The organism is Imperialibacter sp., from assembly GCF_048007035.1.
Taxonomy (GTDB): Bacteria; Bacteroidota; Bacteroidia; order Cytophagales; family Cyclobacteriaceae; genus Imperialibacter.
Genome location: NZ_CP180355.1, coordinates 2,316,363 through 2,333,757 on the forward strand (window position 1 = coordinate 2,316,363; position 17,395 = coordinate 2,333,757).

Here is a 17,395-nt window from a genome sequence, read left to right on the forward strand (position 1 = left end):
AAAAGTTAGTTTGCCCATTATTATCACCATTGCCCAAAAAAAGTATGTATAGAATGAAAAATGTCGCTGCACAGGGTAACTAATTGCTAAAAAGAAGGTAGTGAAGCTAAAGTTTTGTAACAATATGGGGGTTGTTTTCCGTCTGAATGTTTAAGACTTAGCAACTACCTAATCAAACCACCTTGCAAGAAAAAAAGTATTCTATTTTATATGTAGACGATGAGTCGAACAACCTCATCGTATTTCGCAATGCCTTTTTCAGGAATTTCAAGGTAATCACGTCCAATTCAGCAGAGGAAGCCCTTGATATTTTGAAGACTGAGGTGGTTCAGGTGATCATTTCTGACCAAAGAATGCCTGGCATGACTGGCATCGATTTTCTGTCGAAAGCGAACCAGATATCGCCCGATTCCATCAAGATGATACTCACAGCCTACAGCGATATTGATGTGATACTCAAAGCTGTCAATGAGGTCGGTATTTACCAGTTCATTCTCAAGCCGTGGGATTCCAATCACTTGCTGCTCACCCTGAATAACGCCATACAGAAATACGAACTCAGCACTCAAAACAAAGCCCTGATTGACGACCTGGGCAAGGCCAAGGCCAATCTGGAACAAAAAGTGATTGAGCGCACCCAGGAGCTGGCTACAAAAAACAAAGAGCTTTCCACCCTCAATGAAGTCAAGGACAAATTCTTCTCGATCATTTCCCATGACCTGAAGCTGCCCATCGCTTCACTCAACATCCTGCTTGAAATTATGCTCAGCTTTAAGCACCAACTTGATGAGCAAAAAGTGCATGACCTGGGTGAAAAAGCAAAGGAGTACCTCCAACACGTTACTCAACTGCTCGACAATCTGCTTCACTGGTCATTGTCGCAAACTGGCGATATCAAAATCAGTAATAAAAAGACGGACCTCGTGAAGGTGGCCAAAGGTCAGGTGGACTTATTCGATTTTCTGGCCTCGCAGAAAGACATCCGTATCATCATGGAAACTGACGGAAGTCCGTTGTGGTCAATGGTGGACGAAAATATGGTAAGCCTGGTGCTGCGAAACCTGATCAGCAACGCTATCAAATACTCCCACGAAAAAGGAGAAATTCATCTGTCATTCAAGAGGGAGAAAGACACCGTTGTCATTTCGATTGTCGATGCTGGCGTGGGAATCCCGCAGGAGCTGATCGAAAAGCTGCAGGGAAATACCTGGAGTGAGCCAAGAAGGGGCACGATGAATGAAAAAGGGGCTGGCCTGGGACTCAGGCTGGGCAAGGAGTTCATAGAAAAAATGCACGGGCAGCTTATTATCGACAGCAGCGTGAACAAGGGGACTAAAGTAAAAGTATACCTTCCTCTCTATGAGGTTGTAACCCAAAAGGAAATTGCTTAGAAAAGCCTACATACTGCTCTTGTTAGCGCCATTAGTGTGGGGAACGGCTTTCTCTCAGGAAACCCCCTACCCCTACACAGAAGATAGCCTGAAGGCTACTTCTTTCTTGCTAAAAGCGGAAATAGCCCTTTCGGAAAAGAGACTGGACTCAGCGATTTTTTATGGCAACAATGCACTCGCCATGGCGGAATCGAGGGCCATCCGATGCCTCATTGCCAGAAGCAATATAGTGATCGGCGACAGCTACAAGCAGAAAGAGCAATTCGCTTCCTCACTTAATCACTATCTCGTTGCCCTGCGTGAGTTTGAACTCCTGGGTAAACAAATGGAAGCATCGCAAAGCAATGACCTTATCGGTGAGCTATACGACGAATGGAAAGTGCCACAGAAAGCCTGGGTGTATTTCATGAAGGCCTACGAAGAGAAAAAAGGGATCAGCGACACGCTGGGGATGAAATACAGCCTGGGAAAGGCCGCCACGGCGTTTGAGCTGGCCGGAAACAATCAGAAAGCCATTGAGAATTATCAGCTCATGCTTCAACTCATTAAAGACGACGACAAACAAGCTGAGCTGACCCTACTGCGAAGGCTTGCCCTTCTGCATATTGACGAAAAGAAACACACACTCGCCCTGGCTTACGACCTGCAGGTATTGTCGATTTACCAGGCTTTAAAAGATACTCCCGGCATCATCGCCTCTCTCAACAATATCGGTTACCTCTATCAGTACCTCGATGAAAAAATGCTGGCGCTGGAATACTTCAAGGAGTCGCTCGAACTTGACCTAAAGCATCATAACAATGATCCTTTCTATGTGGGAGACATGGTGCTACTCGCAAATATCGGAAGCATTTACCACGATATGGGCGACAATTCCAGGGCGCTGAACTACTTCTTCGAAGCCATCAAATCGAACGAAGCACGAAAGACTCCTTCAAAGACACTTCCGCTATACAACGAGGTAGTGGCCACCTATATGAAAATGGATCAGTGGGAAAAAGCGAGAACATTTGCCGAAACTGCCATTCAAATTGGGGAGAAGCTCCCGCAAAAGTCCGAAGACCTTATTGTCACCTATAAGCGCCTTTCCGACATTCATGAACATCTTGGCGATTACAAACAGTCTCTGAGCTACTTCAAAAAATTTGCCTGGTTGTCCGACTCAATTTCCACTGACCGACAACTGCATGCCAAGTCTCAGCTCAATCAGCTGCTTACACTGGACAAAAAAGAGAATGAGATCAGGCTGCTGATGGTAGAAAAGGAAATCAAAGACCTGGCGTTGAAAGAGCTTCAGCTCGAATCTCAGGAAAAGCAAAGGGACATTGAGCTGCTGCAACGTGACAATGAAATCCAGCGGATTATTCTGGGAAAACAGTTGGCGGAGAAAATCCAGGAAGAACAGAAACTTAAGCTGGAGCAGGCAAGGCTAGAGGCACAAAACAAAGACAACGACATAGAGTTGCTGCAAAAAAACAAGTTTATCCAGGACCTTGCCCTCAAGAAAAAGGAGCTGGAAGAAAAAGAGAACCAGAAAGAGATCGAAATCCTCCTCCAAGAGCAGGCCATTCAGGATCTTGAGCTGACCAAAATTAAAAGCTTGAGAAACTTCTTCATCGGCGTCACTTCCCTTGTACTGGTCATTTTATTCCTTATTCTGAGGAGCTACCGCATCAATGCACGAGCCAAAAAACTGCTGCAAGGCCAGAACGAAGAGATCAACTACCAAAAGGAGGAAATTGAAAACCAGAAGGACAAGCTGGAAGAATCTTACAACGACATTAAGCGCCTAAGTGAGGTGGCTAAAGAAATCAACTCTCACCTTTCGGTAAGCGATATCGTCCAAATTGTGTTCAGGTATATACATGGCCTGATGGACTACTCAATTGTCGGCGTGGGTCTCTTTGAAGAAGACAGCCACAAGCTAAAGTTTCAGGTTATAAGCAAAGGCTCTGCCTCAATAGAAAAGATAAATGTATCGCATAAAAAGGCTGATCATCCAGCCATTGCCTGTCTTGAAAATTCAAGAGAAGAAATTTTCTTTGATACGACCTTGCAGCCAGATTTTGTAGGATTTTCTACCAATCATTCGGTTTACAGATCGGTGATTTATCTCCCGCTTGTGGTGAAGAATAAGCGCATAGGTGTGTTAACAGTGCAGCACCTGGAAGCCGAGCAATACCAAACCTATCAGGTCAATATACTGAGAAGCCTGGCGTTGCATGTAGCCATTGCTCTTGAGAATGCTTCTGCTTACCAACAAATTGCTGAAAAGACCCACAACCTTGAAAAAGCCCTGATGGAGTTGAAGGCTGCGCAGGCGAAGCTTATTCAAGCTGAAAAAATGGCTTCTCTGGGTGAGCTTACTGCCGGCATTGCGCACGAGATCAACAACCCCGTCAACTTTGTTTATGCAGGTGTGGACGGGCTCAAGAATTCCCTGCAAGATCTTATTACGGTGCTAAACAAATACGCCGAGCTGGAGGAGTCAGACGAGTCAAATATTTCGCCTGCCTTTTTGCAGGAAATAACCGCCCTTAAAGAGCAGCTGTATTTCAATGAAACCAAAGAGGGCATGTTCCAGGTGGTGGAGGCTATTCGTGAGGGGGCTGTTAGAACGTCTCAGATTGTCCATGGGCTGCGAACCTTCTCCATGAACGATAAGGGCGATAAGCAGCTGACTAACCTTCAAATAGGCATCGACAATTCATTGGTTCTACTTTCGCCAAAGATCAAAGAAAAGAGGGTTCGGATAAAGAAGGAATACGGAGATTCGATGAGGCCAGTTGAGTGCTTTCCAGGCCAAATCAATCAGGTGTTTATGAACCTTATTTCAAATGCACTGGACGCAGTGGCGGAAAAAGGCGTCGTAACCATCAGAACTGAGGGTTTTGCCGATAAGGTAAAGATTTATGTGGAAGACGACGGCTGCGGGATGTCGGACGACATTCAGAACAAGATATTTGAACCCTTCTTCACCACCAAAGGCTATGGAAAAGGCACAGGGCTGGGCTTGTCCATCACCTTCGGCATTATTGAGCGGCATGGTGGAAGCATCGAAGTGGTGAGCACACCTGGCAGCGGCAGTCGGTTCACGATTACATTGCCCGTTTGATAAGGTCTTTTACCAGCTGCGCCGTTTTTTCTGGCTGCTCCATGGGAAACATATGACCAGCATCCACAGCGATGAACTCAGTTTGTTTAAACCTCCTTTTGTGTTCCTCAATGGAAGCTGCAGATCCGATCTCAAAGCGGTTGGAGTAGAGATAAAAACTTGGTACATCAATCTTCCCGCTTCCCAATGAAAATGGTGTGTGCTTAAAAATCCTGTACTCTTCCTTCGTTGAAAAATCTAGTTTCGCCCTGCCCTCCTCCGTCTCTACAAGACCGTGCTCAATATAGTCTTTAAAAGCCTCCGGGTGAAAATCTTTGAACAGTGGCTTATTTCTGAAGCTTTCGGCTACCACCGCCTTACTCTCCCATTCCCACTTTCTCTTTTTTGCTTTTACAGCGGGTGGCACAAGTTTGCCTGAAACGCCAACTATCCTTGCACCTAATAACAGGAGGCGCATTTTTTGACCAAAAAATGGTGGATCCATCATGATTAACCCTTTGAACAAGTCTGGTCGCTTATAGTAGGCGTTCAGTGTAACCACAGCCCCAAGAGAGTGACCAAGGCCAATGACTGGCTTCCGTTGCTTTTCAATTGATTCAATGAGCTGATTGGTTAGTGGCACCCAGGAAAACCTGGGTTCGAACCTCTTGTCGTGCCCGAACTTTTCCAAATATTGCACATCGTGCGGCGCTAGTTGCTCAAGGAAATAGCGGTAAGTGAGCGCTGTAAACCCATTGGAATGAGCAAAATGAATAACGGGCATTAATTCTTCCTTTTCTTCGACTTTTTTGCCGGCTCCTGACCTTTTTCCCAATCCTTCTTAAAGTCTTTCAGAGCAGCTTCCGCCGCATACTGGAAGCCTTGTGCCGGTGAGGAACCCATCGCCTTGCCATCGCTCTGATAAACAGTGTCACTTTTGCAGTCTACCAGGTACAGCGACGTATGGTATTTTCCACTTATCCGTTCGTGTGTCTCAAGTTTGAATGTCATTACACTGCAGGAGTCCTGCCTGATCTCGGCATCCCAATTCTCCCGGGTGTCTCCAATCAGGTGAAACTGCTCTATGGTAAGCCATCTTCTGGCGTACAAACTCACCTGAAACATATCCTTGATGCCCGAGTAATCAATTGTTTCGACACTCACATGCTGGAATGGGGGGATGGGCGGGGCCGTTTGTGCGTTGGTAAAACAGGATAACGCCATTGATAGAACTACAACCAGAATCACTCTCTTCATCTTATTCAACAAGTTTTTCAATGTTTTCCTCACTACAAAAATAGAACTCTATTGCATAAATTTACCTATCAGAAGCCGTATTCCACTATCATTCAAAGTCTTTCATTGAATTTAGCTGGAATAGTTTGAAGCACTTCGGTTCACCTTACCCATCGCCCGTGAAAGAGCTAAATCAAAATACACCAATGGCAGAGCTTATGAGGCACTTTAACCAAAAAGGCACTGTCGCATGGATTGGTGTTCGTCCGGCAAGGAATGAAGCCGTTTTATCGGTCAAAAATGTGAAAGCAACACCCGGAAAGGGGCTGGAGGGTGATCGGTTCAAAGGATCGGCCAACAGCCCCAGGCAGGTAACGCTTATTCAGGCTGAGCATCTGGCAACTGTGGCTTCGATGATGAGCAAAGAAAATGTTGACCCGGGGTTGTTAAGGAGAAATATTGTGGTGCAGGGCATCAATCTGCTGGCGCTAAAGGACAAAACCTTTGCCATCGGCACCGCTGTTCTGGAGATGACCGGCTTGTGCCAACCATGCTCAAAAATGGAGAAGGCATTGGGCTTTGGTGGCTACAACGCCATGAGGGGCCATGGCGGCATCACAGCAAAAGTAATACAGGAAGGGGTGATTCAGGTGGGCGATTCGGTGCTTGTTTCAGAAGAAGGTTCGGTTGACTGATCGCCAGTCTGTTTGCTGTCTGTCTTTTTCGAGCCAGAAAGCCTATCCAGTTCCCAATGAGGCAGCAGCAAGTCGTTGAACCTGAGCTGATATTGCTCTATCAGCGTTTTCACCATAAAATTGATCCTTCTTAAGGCGTCTTCCTTGTAGTCGACCCTATTCATCGGATGGTGAATAAACAGCATGATAACCGGAAAAGACTGCTTTCTAAACTCTCCCAAAACCGAAGGAATCTGGTCATTCGCCTGCTCGCTGCCCGCCAGTTGCTCATTCGCCTGCCGGGCGAGTTCGCCGATGTGTTTCACCAAATGAACATACAATTGCTGCGTTTCCTGAGTGGAGTTTGCGTACTCTTCGGTCAGCTCATTGCTGTAATTAGCCACCAGTTTTAGTCCAGTCAGGCAGGCATTCAAGGTCGGGTACACATTGGGCTGCCAAAATATTTCTCTGAACGTAAATAAATTCGGGAGCATCTCTGCATCATAATAAGGGTCACTCTCAAGCTGGTGAATGAGCGCTAGAGAAACCTTTTCACTCACAAAATTTCCCGCTACCAGATTGAAAGACCATTCTGAAGCCTCCTCCCCAATTATTTTCAGAAAAGGCCATATCTCACCGAAATCAAGTTTCATAGGCATTTGGAAAGATAGGAAGGTAAGCAAAAAGAAAAAAGTTGAGTTTCGTTCATGACTACAGCCCTGCCAATTGTCCTGATGTTTTTTATTTTTACTTTGTGACACAAACATTTTGAACAACTCTGACTCATGAAGCACTTTCTCCCTTTGGCCATACTTGCTTTGGTGGTAGCCTCCTGCGGCGAACCTGTTACCAGGACTATTCCCTTTGAAGATACCGACTACAAAGATATTTCTCAGGACCTGCAAACCCGGCTCATTATGGCCGAAGCTGGGGATACCATTGTTATCGCACCCGGCCACTATGTGTTTAAAAGAAGCCTTACGCTGGAAGGAAAAGACAGCATCACCATTATGGGTGCCGGAATGGACAAAACCATTCTCTCCTTTCACGAACAAACAGAGGGAGCTGAGGGACTGAGGATCCAAAACGGAAACCAGATAGTGCTCAAAGATTTGACGATCAGAGATGCAGTTGGCGACAATATCAAGATACAAGACATCAACGGGCTGGAGCTGATCAACGTGAAATCGGAATGGACAGGTGAGCCTGAAGAAACCAACGGCGCCTATGCGATCTACCCTGTGATGTGCAAAAATGTTTTGATCGACCGGTGTGTCGCTATTGGCGCCTCAGATGCTGGCATTTATGTGGGCCAGTCGCACAACGTCATCGTGAGCAACTCTACGGCCTACAATAATGTGGCAGGCATCGAAATAGAAAATACCACAAGTGCAGATGTTTTCAATAATGAAGCTTATGACAATACCGGAGGCATCCTTGTTTTCGACCTGCCGGGTCTTTCCCAATTAGGTGGAAGCGTCAGGGTGTTTGACAACAAGGTAAGTAGCAATAATTTCCGAAACTTCGCTCCTAAAGGAAACATAGTGGCCTCGGTGCCACCAGGCACAGGCGTGATGGTGCTGGCGATGACATCAGTAGAAATTTTTAACAACAAGGTATCTGAAAACCGAACGGCAGGAGTGTCTGTCATCAGCTATGACTTTGTGATGGCGGCAGCAGCCATGGACGATTCGAATGATGGCGATGCCCAAACATCGCAGAATGAAGTCGCCTATAAAGCAGACAAAAAATACAAATCTATCCCCTCCAACATCTTTATCCACGACAACACTATTAGCAACAGCTTTGCACTACCCTCTCTCGAAAGTGATATTGGCTATCTGCTTGTATGGCAATTCGGGCTCTCCATTCCTGACATTATGTGGGACGGCATCACGGCTAATCCGGGTGACAAGGTAATATGTGTGCAAGGCAATGGTGACGCATCGTTTGCCAATATGGACGCTGCCAACGATTTTGAAGACAGCAACCGGGATATTGATGCACACACATGTTCAGGAAATGTGCTTCCCCCGGTCGTTTTAGAAAAAGCAGTTGCGTCGCTATGAGGTTTTTTGTTCCCGTCCTTTTCCTGTTAGCTTTTTTTACGGCCTGTGACTCAGGTCAGAAAAAAGAAGCCAGCCAAAAAGCAGCTCCTGTTACGTTAAGAACCAACAACGACAATATCCGGCAAAACAGGCAACCTCTTTCACTTGGCCCCGACAAGCTGTCGGAGTTCGGGTTCTTCGAAGGAAAACTATCGGACTTAATGCCTGGCAAAGGTATTATCCCCTACGATCTGAACATGCCATTGTTCTCCGACTATGCCGACAAAAGCAGGTTTGTGGCCGTGCCTCCTGAGAAAGTGATCACCGTGTCGGAAGATGGCTCTCTTGATTTCCCTGTCGGCACAAGGCTCATTAAAACCTTCCACTACCCTGCCAAAAACGAGGCAGACAAAAAGCTGATGGAGACAAGGGTGATAGAAAAGACCAATAAAGAGTGGAAGGCTCTGACCTATATTTGGAACGATGAGCAAACGGAGGCGTTTCTTGAAGTAGCTGGCGGTAATATCGATGTTGAACTAGAGCAAGATGGCGTGCTGCAAAAGGTAAGCTACTCTGTGCCAGATATTAATCAGTGCAAAACTTGCCACGGCAGATCCAACGCTGTGATTCCCCTGGGACCAAAACTCTCACAGCTGAACAGAGACTACACCTACTCGGAAGGTGGAACGCAAAATCAATTGCGCTACTGGAAAAGCAAGGGCATCCTTGACCTCAACGAAGAGCCTTCCACAATCGGAAAATTTCCTGAATGGAGTTCCGCACACACCAATGTCGGTTTGGCCGCCAGGGCCTATCTCGATGCCAACTGTGGTTCCTGCCATCACCCGGAAGGTTCAGCCAACACGTCGGGGCTATTCCTCACCTTTGACGTCAACGACAGAAGCAAGTATGGCATTATGAAAAAACCCGTTGCAGCAGGCAAGGGATCAGGCGGGCGGCTTTTCGGTATAGTACCAGGCAAACCAGAAGAGTCCATCCTGGTTTTCAGAATGGAGTCTACTAATCCTGGTATAATGATGCCAGAACTTGGCAGGTCTTTGCCTCATAAAGAAGGGGTGGCGCTTATCCGTCAGTGGATAGCCGAATTGGAGGCAAACGCTCCCTCACAATAGTTTGTTTTTGCAGGCCTTAGGGGCTTACCAATAATTTCTTGTCTTTCAGGAGAGTACACGTTAAAATTAACGAACCTTTAACATGATTTTAACGTCCTAGGAAAAATAAAATAGTATGCTTGCATAATAAATTCAAAGGGTCATGTTTAAGTTAAAACCCATCTATCTTAACGGTAAAAAGTTCATTCAACTTTCTCAGTTGCCAATGCGCCAGGCCAACGCTTTGTTGTCGTGGCTGCCGGGTAAAAGTATCATGCGCCTGATCAACGACGGCGTTGAGCTTGAAGACTGTATCGACTATTCCAACTATGAATACTGGTTCGATACTTACTTCAAGAAAAGAGAGTTCGAACTGGACTTTTGATATTTTTTCGAATTAAGATACTCCCTCCCGACACGTCCGTCGGGCATGTGACCTTATTCTCCTCATTTCTTTACAGACTATCGCTCATCAATCGATTGAATTTGTATTTTTGGAAATAACCTGTTTTTCATATTTCCCAAGTACTTCAATCGCCGCAATAAATGAGCAAAAGATGGGTATACAGAGACCTACCTGATCCCGAAACAGTGCATTCGCTGGCTTCTGGCATTAAGGTGAGCGATACCCTGGCAGCATTGCTGGTGCAAAGAGGCTATTCCACATTCGAAGAGACCCGTGCCTTTTTCAGGCCACACCTCGGCCAGCTGCATGATCCATTTCTGATGAAGGACATGGAAAAGGCCGTGAACAGGTTGAGCGAGGCGATTTTCAAAAAAGAAAAAATCCTTATCTATGGCGACTATGATGTGGATGGCACCACTTCTGTGGCACTGGCTTATGGCTTTCTCCGTAAGTATCATTCCAATATTGACTACTACATCCCCGACCGTTACGATGAGGGCTATGGCATCTCAGAAACTGGTGTCCGCTGGGCGGCCGAGCAGGGTTTTACGCTTGTCATTGCGCTGGACTGTGGCATAAAAGCAGTTTCGAAAGTAGAGCTGGCCAACTCCCTGGGGGTCGATTTCATCATTTGCGACCATCACCTTCCGGGTCCTGAGCTGCCCAAGGCATTTGCCGTCCTTGACCCAAAACGCCTCGATTGCGATTACCCGTTTGATGGGCTCAGCGGCTGTGGAGTGGGTTTCAAGCTCATGCAGGCCTTTGCCATTCAGAACACTGTCGACATCCAGGAGCTTTATCTCTACCTCGACCTGGTGGCTGTCAGCATTGCTTCCGACATTGTACCTGTTGTAGGCGAAAACAGGGTGCTGGCCTACTTTGGCTTGCAGAAGCTCAATAAATCGCCTTTGCCTGGCCTGAAAGCTTTGAAAAACCTTTCGGGTATCCGGGGAGATGTTACAGTGACCCGGGTAGTCTTTGGCATTGGGCCTCGCATCAACGCCGCCGGTCGAATCGATCATGCCGGTGCGGCAGTGGAACTATTGCTCGCCAGAACGGAAGAAGAAGCTGAAGAGTTGGCAGCTCAGCTTGACATCAAAAATGACCTTAGAAAGGGCTTTGACGAAAACATTACAAAAGAGGCACTTGCAATAATTGAAGAAGAAGATCAGCTCAAAAAATCTTTTTCGACTGTGCTTTATAGAGAAAACTGGCACAAGGGCGTTATAGGGATTGTAGCGTCCCGTTGCATAGAAAAGTTTTACAGGCCAACCATTATCCTGACTGAATCAAATAGCAAAGCAACGGGTAGCGCCCGGTCAGTGGTGGGCTTCGATGTGTACGAAGCCATAGCAGAGTGTGCTGACTTACTCGATCAGTACGGTGGTCATAAGTACGCCGCCGGGCTAACAATGAATTTGGACAAGGTTGAGGCCTTTAAGGAACGGTTTGAAGAGGTGGTGGCCAGAAGAATTACGCCAGAAATGCTGGAGCCAATCATTGACATCGACCTGGCGATTCCAATTGAGGGTATCAACCACAAGTTTTTCAATATATTAAGGCAAATGGCTCCTTTTGGGCCAGGCAACATGCAACCGGTGTTCGTGTCCACCAACGTAGTTGCCAAATCGGTAAAGCAGCTGAAAGACATACACCTGAAAATGTTTTTGAGCCAGGAAGGCTCCAAGGCTTCGCTTGAAGCGATTGCTTTTGGATTTGGCGAGTACTACGATGCTATTGCTGATGGCGCACCTTTCAATGTGGCGTATACCATCGAAGAGAATGACTTTATGGGAAACAAAACCATGCAATTACACATCAAAGATTTGAAGCTTGATTAATACCTGGAAGGATCAATGAAACTAAGTGCACACAACCTGATAAAAAAGTATAAAGGAAGAAGCGTTGTCAACAATGTGTCGGTTGAGGTTTCGCAAGGAGAAATTGTCGGCTTGCTTGGTCCCAATGGTGCCGGAAAAACGACTTCCTTTTACATGATAGTAGGCCTGATAAAGCCCAACGACGGGGAAATTTTTCTGGATGACCAGAACATTACCGACCTGCCGATGTACCGGAGGGCCAAGCTTGGCATTGGTTATTTGGCACAAGAGGCCTCCGTATTCAGAAAATTAAGTGTGGAAGAAAATATCATGGCTGTTCTCGAAATGAGAAATATTCCGAAGGCTGAGCAAAAGGATAAGCTTGAGAGCCTGCTGGAGGAATTTAGCCTCGGGCATGTTCGCAAAAACCTCGGCATGGTGCTTTCCGGAGGAGAGAGAAGAAGGACGGAGATTGCCAGGGCTTTGGCAGTTGATCCCAATTTTGTATTATTAGATGAGCCTTTTGCAGGGGTAGACCCAATCGCTGTCGAAGAGATCCAAACTATTGTGGCCCAGCTCAAGAAAAAGGATATTGGAATCCTTATCACGGACCACAATGTAAATGAAACACTGTCGATAACTGACAGAGCCTATTTGATGTTTGAAGGAAAACTGCTAAAATCAGGGACTGCTGAAGAGCTGGCTGCTGACGAACAGGTAAGAAGGGTGTACCTGGGCAAGCACTTCGAGTTAAAAAGAAAAGTTTAGTCAACAACACCAATGGAAATTCTCAATTCTATAATGACCTGGGTCATGAAAAAGCGAATCCACCAGATTGAGCTTTTCATGAAGTATCCCTTTGAGGTGCAGGAGGAGCTTTTCCAGAGGCTGATTCAGCGGGGTAAGGATACAGAATACGGCAACAAATACGGCTTTGTGGATTTTCGAAATCACGAGGACTTTCAAAAGCGGGTGCCCATTGTTTCCTATGAAGAACTGGCGCCCTATATTGACCGATTAATGAAGGGAGAGCAAAATGTGCTCTGGCCAAGCGAGGTAAAGTGGTTTGCCAAGTCGTCGGGCACTACCAATGCCCGCAGCAAATTCATCCCCGTTTCTCCGGAGGCACTTGAAGACTGCCATTTTAAGGGTGGAAAAGATCTTATTTCCATCTACGTTAACAACTACCCCGAATCCAAGCTTTTTACAGGCAAGGGCCTCACCATTGGCGGCAGCCAGCAGATCAATCAGTTCGACAAAAACGCCAATTCTTATTATGGTGACGTTTCCGCTGTCATCATCAAGAACCTTCCTCTATGGGTTCAGTTTGTGCGCACACCAAGCATGGAAATTGCGCTGATGGACGAGTGGGAAGAAAAAATTGAGATGATGGCCGCCACCACGCTGGAGGAAAACGTAACCAGTATTAGTGGCGTGCCCACATGGACGGTCGTCTTGCTACAGCGAATACTGGAACTAACAGGCAAAACCAATATCCTGGAGGTGTGGCCAAACCTGGAAGTCTTCTTCCACGGCGCAGTAGCTTTCCCCCCGTACAAAGACCTTTTTAAGGCGCTCATCCCCTCCGATGGCATGCGCTACATGGAAACCTACAATGCGTCCGAAGGCTTTTTTGGCATACAAGACCAAAGGAACTCAGACGAGATGCTGCTGATGCTCGACTACGGCATTTTTTATGAGTTTGTCCCTTTTGAGGAAATTGGCAACGATAACCCCAAAGCACTAACACTGGAACAGGTAGAAATCGGCGTCAACTATGCGATGATTATTACCACCAACGCTGGGCTCTGGAGGTACAGAATTGGTGACACGGTTAAGTTTACCTCTATCAGTCCTTTCCGGGTCAAAATCAGCGGCCGGACAAAGCACTTCATTAACGCCTTCGGCGAAGAGCTGATCATAGAGAATGCAGAAACGGCGATTACTGAAGCATGCAGGGAAACCTCGGCGGTGATCAGCAATTTTACAGCCGCCCCACGTTACCTTGAGGGTGGACAAAAGGGAGCTCATGAATGGGTGATGGAGTTCATTAAGCCTCCACAGGACAGAACCAGGTTCATAGAGGTTTTGGACAGCACACTTCGAAAAATCAATTCAGATTACGACGCCAAACGATATAAAAGCCTTGCCCTCGAAGCGCCGGTGCTCTATGTGGTGGAAGAAGGCACTTTCTATCAGTGGATGAAAAAAAGAGGGAGGCTTGGCGGCCAAAACAAAGTGCCACGGCTTTCCAATTCCCGGGAGTATATTGACGACCTGCTGGAAATGATGAACGTTACGGCATAAAAAAAGGGAGCCATTCGCCCCCTTTTATTGATCTGATTTCTTCGCTCATCATGAATGCCTGTCCCGGATCACCTTGCCATCGGGCGATATCACAATCAGGCGCTCCAGGTTGCCTTTTTCCAGCTGTATCTCAAACCTATCACGGTTGAACCTGCCCACAGAGATTATTTCATTTCGATCAACCACCTTCCAATTGCCATACTGCGAGTGTATCGTTGCTTCCACTGCCTCGGGCAGTTGAGCATGCTTCTTAATTTCATTAGCCTTTTCAAACTCCCCATCGGGTTTATAGTACGCTGTGAAATCCAGGTCACTGTTTTCGATGACTACCTTATAAACTTTTGCCGTCAAGCTGCCCTTGCCTTCCATGTAGTGCAGGTACCACGTTTGATCCTGGAAATTGCCCGTTTCCGGAAATTCATTCTCCAGGCTTTTGAGGATTCGAATGGGCACTTCGCTCCTCTCAATTTTTGTGTTCTTGCCTATTTCAATTTGTTGGGCACTGGCCTCAACCACAATTCCAAAAGCTATAGCCACTGCGGCCAGCATTGATAACTTTTTCATTTCGATGGTTTTTTTGTGTTCTTTTCCAGGCAAGCGTGGCTGTTTGTCACGCTTTGGAATTTGAGGCCTCAAATATTTCCCAGATGAGTTTAAAACGATCCAAAAGTACGTTTCGTTCTTTCCAACGGTACTATTTTTTTTGACTAGACCAGCTTCACATAGCTGCCCAACCACTTAATGTTGTGCCAGTAGTTCTTCACCACCTTTTGAACCCGTCTATCATTGAAATGGCCATCAAAGTCGATATAAAAAATATACTTAAAATTAGAGCCCTCTTTGGCTGGCCGACTCTCAACTTTGCAAAGATTGATCTTGGCTTTGTGGAATTCCTGCAGGAACGTAACCAAAGCTCCCGGCTTATCTTCCAGCCGTGCTAAAATGGATGTCTTGTCGTTGTTGCTTGGCTCGTTAAAATGCCCCTTGCAAAGAATAATGAACCGGGTAGAGTTCTCTCCGGAATCTTCAATGTTCTCAAACAGTATCGGAAGGTCGTATTCCTTGGCAGCAATATGAGCGCAAATGGCCGCCGCACCCTTCTCTTCCTTAGCTATTTTTACAGCCGTGCTGGTAGAGTTTACCGGCACCAGTTCTACTCCTTTGTCGAAATGATCCTCGATGAACGCACTACACTGCCTGAAAGCAATGTCTTTAGAATAAATTTTCTTAATGCTTTTCAGGTTTTCTTCCTCAGTGGCAAAAGCGAAGTGGATGGCCAAAGGCAGCTCGGCAATGATGTTAAGGTCGTAGCGGCCAAGCAGGTCAATGGTTTCCTGCACCACGCCCTCCTGGTTATTTTCAATAGGCACTACGCCAAACCTCGCCCTATCGCTCTTAACGGTTTCAAACACCGCTTCAATGGAGTTAAGTGAAGTGTAAGTGCTCATTGCCCCATACCGGCTTTCGGCCGCCTGGTGGGTAAAACTTCCTTCCGGCCCCAGGTAGGCCACTCGTTCGGGCAGCTCCAGATTCCTCGCTACTGCGAAAATCTCAAGAAAGATGGCCTCAATGGCCGCCCTGTTGAGCAAGCCTTTGTTCATTTTGTCAAGCCTGTCGATGATCGCCTTTTCTCTTTCGGGGCGGTAAATAGTGGCGTTGGTCTTTCTTTTTAAATCGCCGACCTGCTTCACCACTTCCATCCTCTGAGCTAATAAGTCCAAAATCCTGTTGTCGAGGTCATCTATCTGCTTCCGGTATTCTTCTAGTGCCATGTCCTTTGCCTTATAATTAATTCCTGATCCAACAGGTATGCGCTGTGCGGATGTTGCCTTTATTTTGAAATGGGAACAAAAATGTACGTTTTTTTTGGGTAAAACAACATATAGCAGCTGTGTCAGTTGGCCGAAACTGCGGGCTTCGTCAAGGCATATTTCTTTTGGTTGTTGCATGCTAAAAAAGGCATTGTAATACGTCTGGTATTTCAATTGGTAAATTCTACTGCTTGCGCTAACTTTGGCCGCAAACAATTCCTGAAATGCAGAGAGATACATTGATTTTTGACCTCATCCAAAAAGAGAAGAAAAGACAAGAAGACGGCATTGAGTTGATAGCCTCTGAGAACTTTGCTTCTCCGCAGGTAATCGAGGCGATGGGTACCGTGTTAACCAACAAATATGCCGAGGGCCTCCCTGGTAAAAGATACTATGGTGGTTGTGAAGTGGTTGATGAAATAGAAACTCTTGCGATTGAGCGTGCAAAGGAATTGTTTGGCGCCACCTGGGCCAACGTGCAACCCCACTCAGGGGCTCAGGCAAATGCCGCCGTGATGCTGGCAGTGCTTAATGCCGGTGACGCTATCCTTGGATTTGACCTCTCTCATGGTGGGCATTTAACTCACGGATCCCCCGTCAACTTTTCAGGCAAGCTGTACCGGGCCAATTTTTATGGCGTTGAAAAGGAAACCGGCGTCATCAACTATGACGTGGTAGAAGCTACAGCAAAGAAGGAAAAACCTAAGTTGATGATTTGTGGTGCCTCAGCTTACAGCAGAGACTGGGACTACGAAAGGCTCAGGGCCATTGCCGATGAAGTAGGAGCCCTATTGCTGGCAGATGTATCTCACCCTGCGGGGCTCATTGCCCGGGGTTTGCTCAACGATCCGCTTGACTATTGCCACATAGTAACCACCACCACGCACAAAACACTGCGGGGCCCAAGGGGTGGCATGATCATGATGAGGGAAGATTTTGAAAATCCGTTTGGGCTAAAAACGCCTAAAGGTGATTTGAGAATGATGACTTCGCTGCTGGACGGCGGTGTTTTCCCTGGCACGCAAGGCGGCCCGCTGGAGCATGTAATCGCAGCCAAAGCGATTGCCTTTCAGGAAGCTTTGTCGGACGACTACATGAGCTATGTGCTGCAGGTACAAAAAAATGCGAAGGTAATGTCGCAGTCCTTTGTCGACAAAGGCTACAAAGTGATTTCGGATGGTACCGACAACCACATGATGCTGATCGACCTGCGCCCTAAAAACTTAAGCGGCAAGCAGGCTGAAAATGGCCTTATAAAAGCAGATATTACCATCAACAAAAATATGGTTCCCTTCGACGACAAGTCTCCGTTTGTAACCTCGGGTATGAGGCTCGGAACTGCGGCCATGACTACAAGAGGACTCAAAGAAAATGACATGCTGAAAATCGCCGAACTGGTGGACGACGCATTGATGAACCATGAAAATGAGTCCAAACTTTCCGCTATCAAGAAGGAGGTAAATAGCTGGATGAGCAACTTCCCACTTTACAAATAA

At 46.6% G+C, this 17,395-nt stretch carries 15 protein-coding genes; 10 read left to right on the forward strand and 5 right to left on the reverse strand.

Annotated features, from left to right (window positions below; all coding sequences use genetic code 11):
- The first annotated feature begins 182 nt into the window (after positions 1-182).
- Positions 183-1,391 carry a hybrid sensor histidine kinase/response regulator gene (locus tag ACMVP2_RS10140; protein WP_339785644.1) on the forward strand — a complete coding sequence of 403 codons (1,209 nt, stop codon included), beginning with the start codon at positions 183-185 and terminating at the stop codon, positions 1,389-1,391.
- Positions 1,384-4,506, forward strand: a complete 3,123-nt coding sequence (locus ACMVP2_RS10145; RefSeq protein WP_416867614.1) for an ATP-binding protein — start codon at positions 1,384-1,386, stop codon at positions 4,504-4,506. Before ACMVP2_RS10140 ends, ACMVP2_RS10145 begins: the two co-directional genes overlap by 8 nt.
- On the opposite strand, the gene ACMVP2_RS10150 is transcribed toward ACMVP2_RS10145, so the two are convergent.
- Together ACMVP2_RS10150 and ACMVP2_RS10155 are read right to left on the reverse strand one after the other, a co-directional pair.
- Positions 4,490-5,269, reverse strand: coding sequence for an alpha/beta fold hydrolase (locus ACMVP2_RS10150; protein WP_416867615.1), 780 nt, complete (start codon positions 5,267-5,269; stop codon positions 4,490-4,492). The genes ACMVP2_RS10145 and ACMVP2_RS10150 overlap by 17 nt on opposite strands.
- Positions 5,269-5,742: a hypothetical protein gene (locus tag ACMVP2_RS10155; protein ID WP_339785651.1), complete on the reverse strand. Its 474-nt coding sequence runs from the start codon at positions 5,740-5,742 to the stop codon at positions 5,269-5,271. The genes ACMVP2_RS10150 and ACMVP2_RS10155 overlap by 1 nt, the downstream gene beginning before the upstream one ends.
- A 185-nt stretch (positions 5,743-5,927) precedes the next feature.
- Between ACMVP2_RS10155 and ACMVP2_RS10160 the strand changes: the two genes are divergently transcribed.
- The gene (locus tag ACMVP2_RS10160; protein WP_416867616.1) at positions 5,928-6,416 is read left to right on the forward strand and encodes an MOSC domain-containing protein; all 489 of its coding nucleotides are present in this window, start codon (positions 5,928-5,930) and stop codon (positions 6,414-6,416) included.
- Here ACMVP2_RS10160 and ACMVP2_RS10165 read toward each other — a convergent pair.
- On the reverse strand, positions 6,368-7,048 hold the full coding sequence (locus tag ACMVP2_RS10165) for a hypothetical protein (protein WP_416867617.1): 681 nt from the start codon (positions 7,046-7,048) through the stop codon (positions 6,368-6,370). The genes ACMVP2_RS10160 and ACMVP2_RS10165 overlap by 49 nt on opposite strands.
- 132 nt (positions 7,049-7,180) lie before the next feature.
- On the opposite strand from ACMVP2_RS10165, the gene ACMVP2_RS10170 reads away from it, so the two are divergent.
- The 6 genes from ACMVP2_RS10170 (at position 7,181) to ACMVP2_RS10195 (ending at position 14,088) form a co-directional block, all read left to right on the forward strand.
- Entirely contained in the window at positions 7,181-8,464 is a 1,284-nt protein-coding gene (locus tag ACMVP2_RS10170; protein ID WP_416867618.1) for a parallel beta-helix domain-containing protein, read from the forward strand.
- Complete coding sequence (locus ACMVP2_RS10175; protein ID WP_416867619.1) at positions 8,461-9,576, forward strand: SO2930 family diheme c-type cytochrome; 1,116 nt, start codon at positions 8,461-8,463, stop codon at positions 9,574-9,576. The genes ACMVP2_RS10170 and ACMVP2_RS10175 overlap by 4 nt, the downstream gene beginning before the upstream one ends.
- Before the next feature lie 142 nt (positions 9,577-9,718).
- Entirely contained in the window at positions 9,719-9,940 is a 222-nt protein-coding gene (locus ACMVP2_RS10180; protein ID WP_152001549.1) for a hypothetical protein, read from the forward strand.
- Positions 9,941-10,101: 161 nt separating this feature from the next.
- Positions 10,102-11,802, forward strand: a complete 1,701-nt coding sequence (recJ, locus tag ACMVP2_RS10185) for a single-stranded-DNA-specific exonuclease RecJ (protein ID WP_416867620.1) — start codon at positions 10,102-10,104, stop codon at positions 11,800-11,802.
- 15 nt (positions 11,803-11,817) lie between these two features.
- Positions 11,818-12,549, forward strand: a complete 732-nt coding sequence (gene lptB / locus ACMVP2_RS10190) for an LPS export ABC transporter ATP-binding protein (RefSeq protein ID WP_416867621.1) — start codon at positions 11,818-11,820, stop codon at positions 12,547-12,549.
- Between the two features lie 45 nt (positions 12,550-12,594).
- Positions 12,595-14,088, forward strand: a complete 1,494-nt coding sequence (locus tag ACMVP2_RS10195; RefSeq protein ID WP_416867622.1) for a GH3 auxin-responsive promoter family protein — start codon at positions 12,595-12,597, stop codon at positions 14,086-14,088.
- 48 nt (positions 14,089-14,136) lie between these two features.
- Here the strand turns inward: ACMVP2_RS10195 and ACMVP2_RS10200 are convergent, their stop codons facing one another.
- A complete protein-coding gene (locus tag ACMVP2_RS10200) occupies positions 14,137-14,652 on the reverse strand; it encodes a hypothetical protein (protein ID WP_416867623.1) in 516 nt (171 codons plus the stop codon).
- 143 nt (positions 14,653-14,795) lie between these two features.
- Complete coding sequence (gene pheA, locus ACMVP2_RS10205) at positions 14,796-15,860, reverse strand: prephenate dehydratase (protein WP_152001544.1); 1,065 nt, start codon at positions 15,858-15,860, stop codon at positions 14,796-14,798.
- Between the two features lie 263 nt (positions 15,861-16,123).
- Between pheA and glyA the strand changes: the two genes are divergently transcribed.
- Positions 16,124-17,395, forward strand: coding sequence for a serine hydroxymethyltransferase (glyA, locus tag ACMVP2_RS10210; RefSeq protein ID WP_416867624.1), 1,272 nt, complete (start codon positions 16,124-16,126; stop codon positions 17,393-17,395).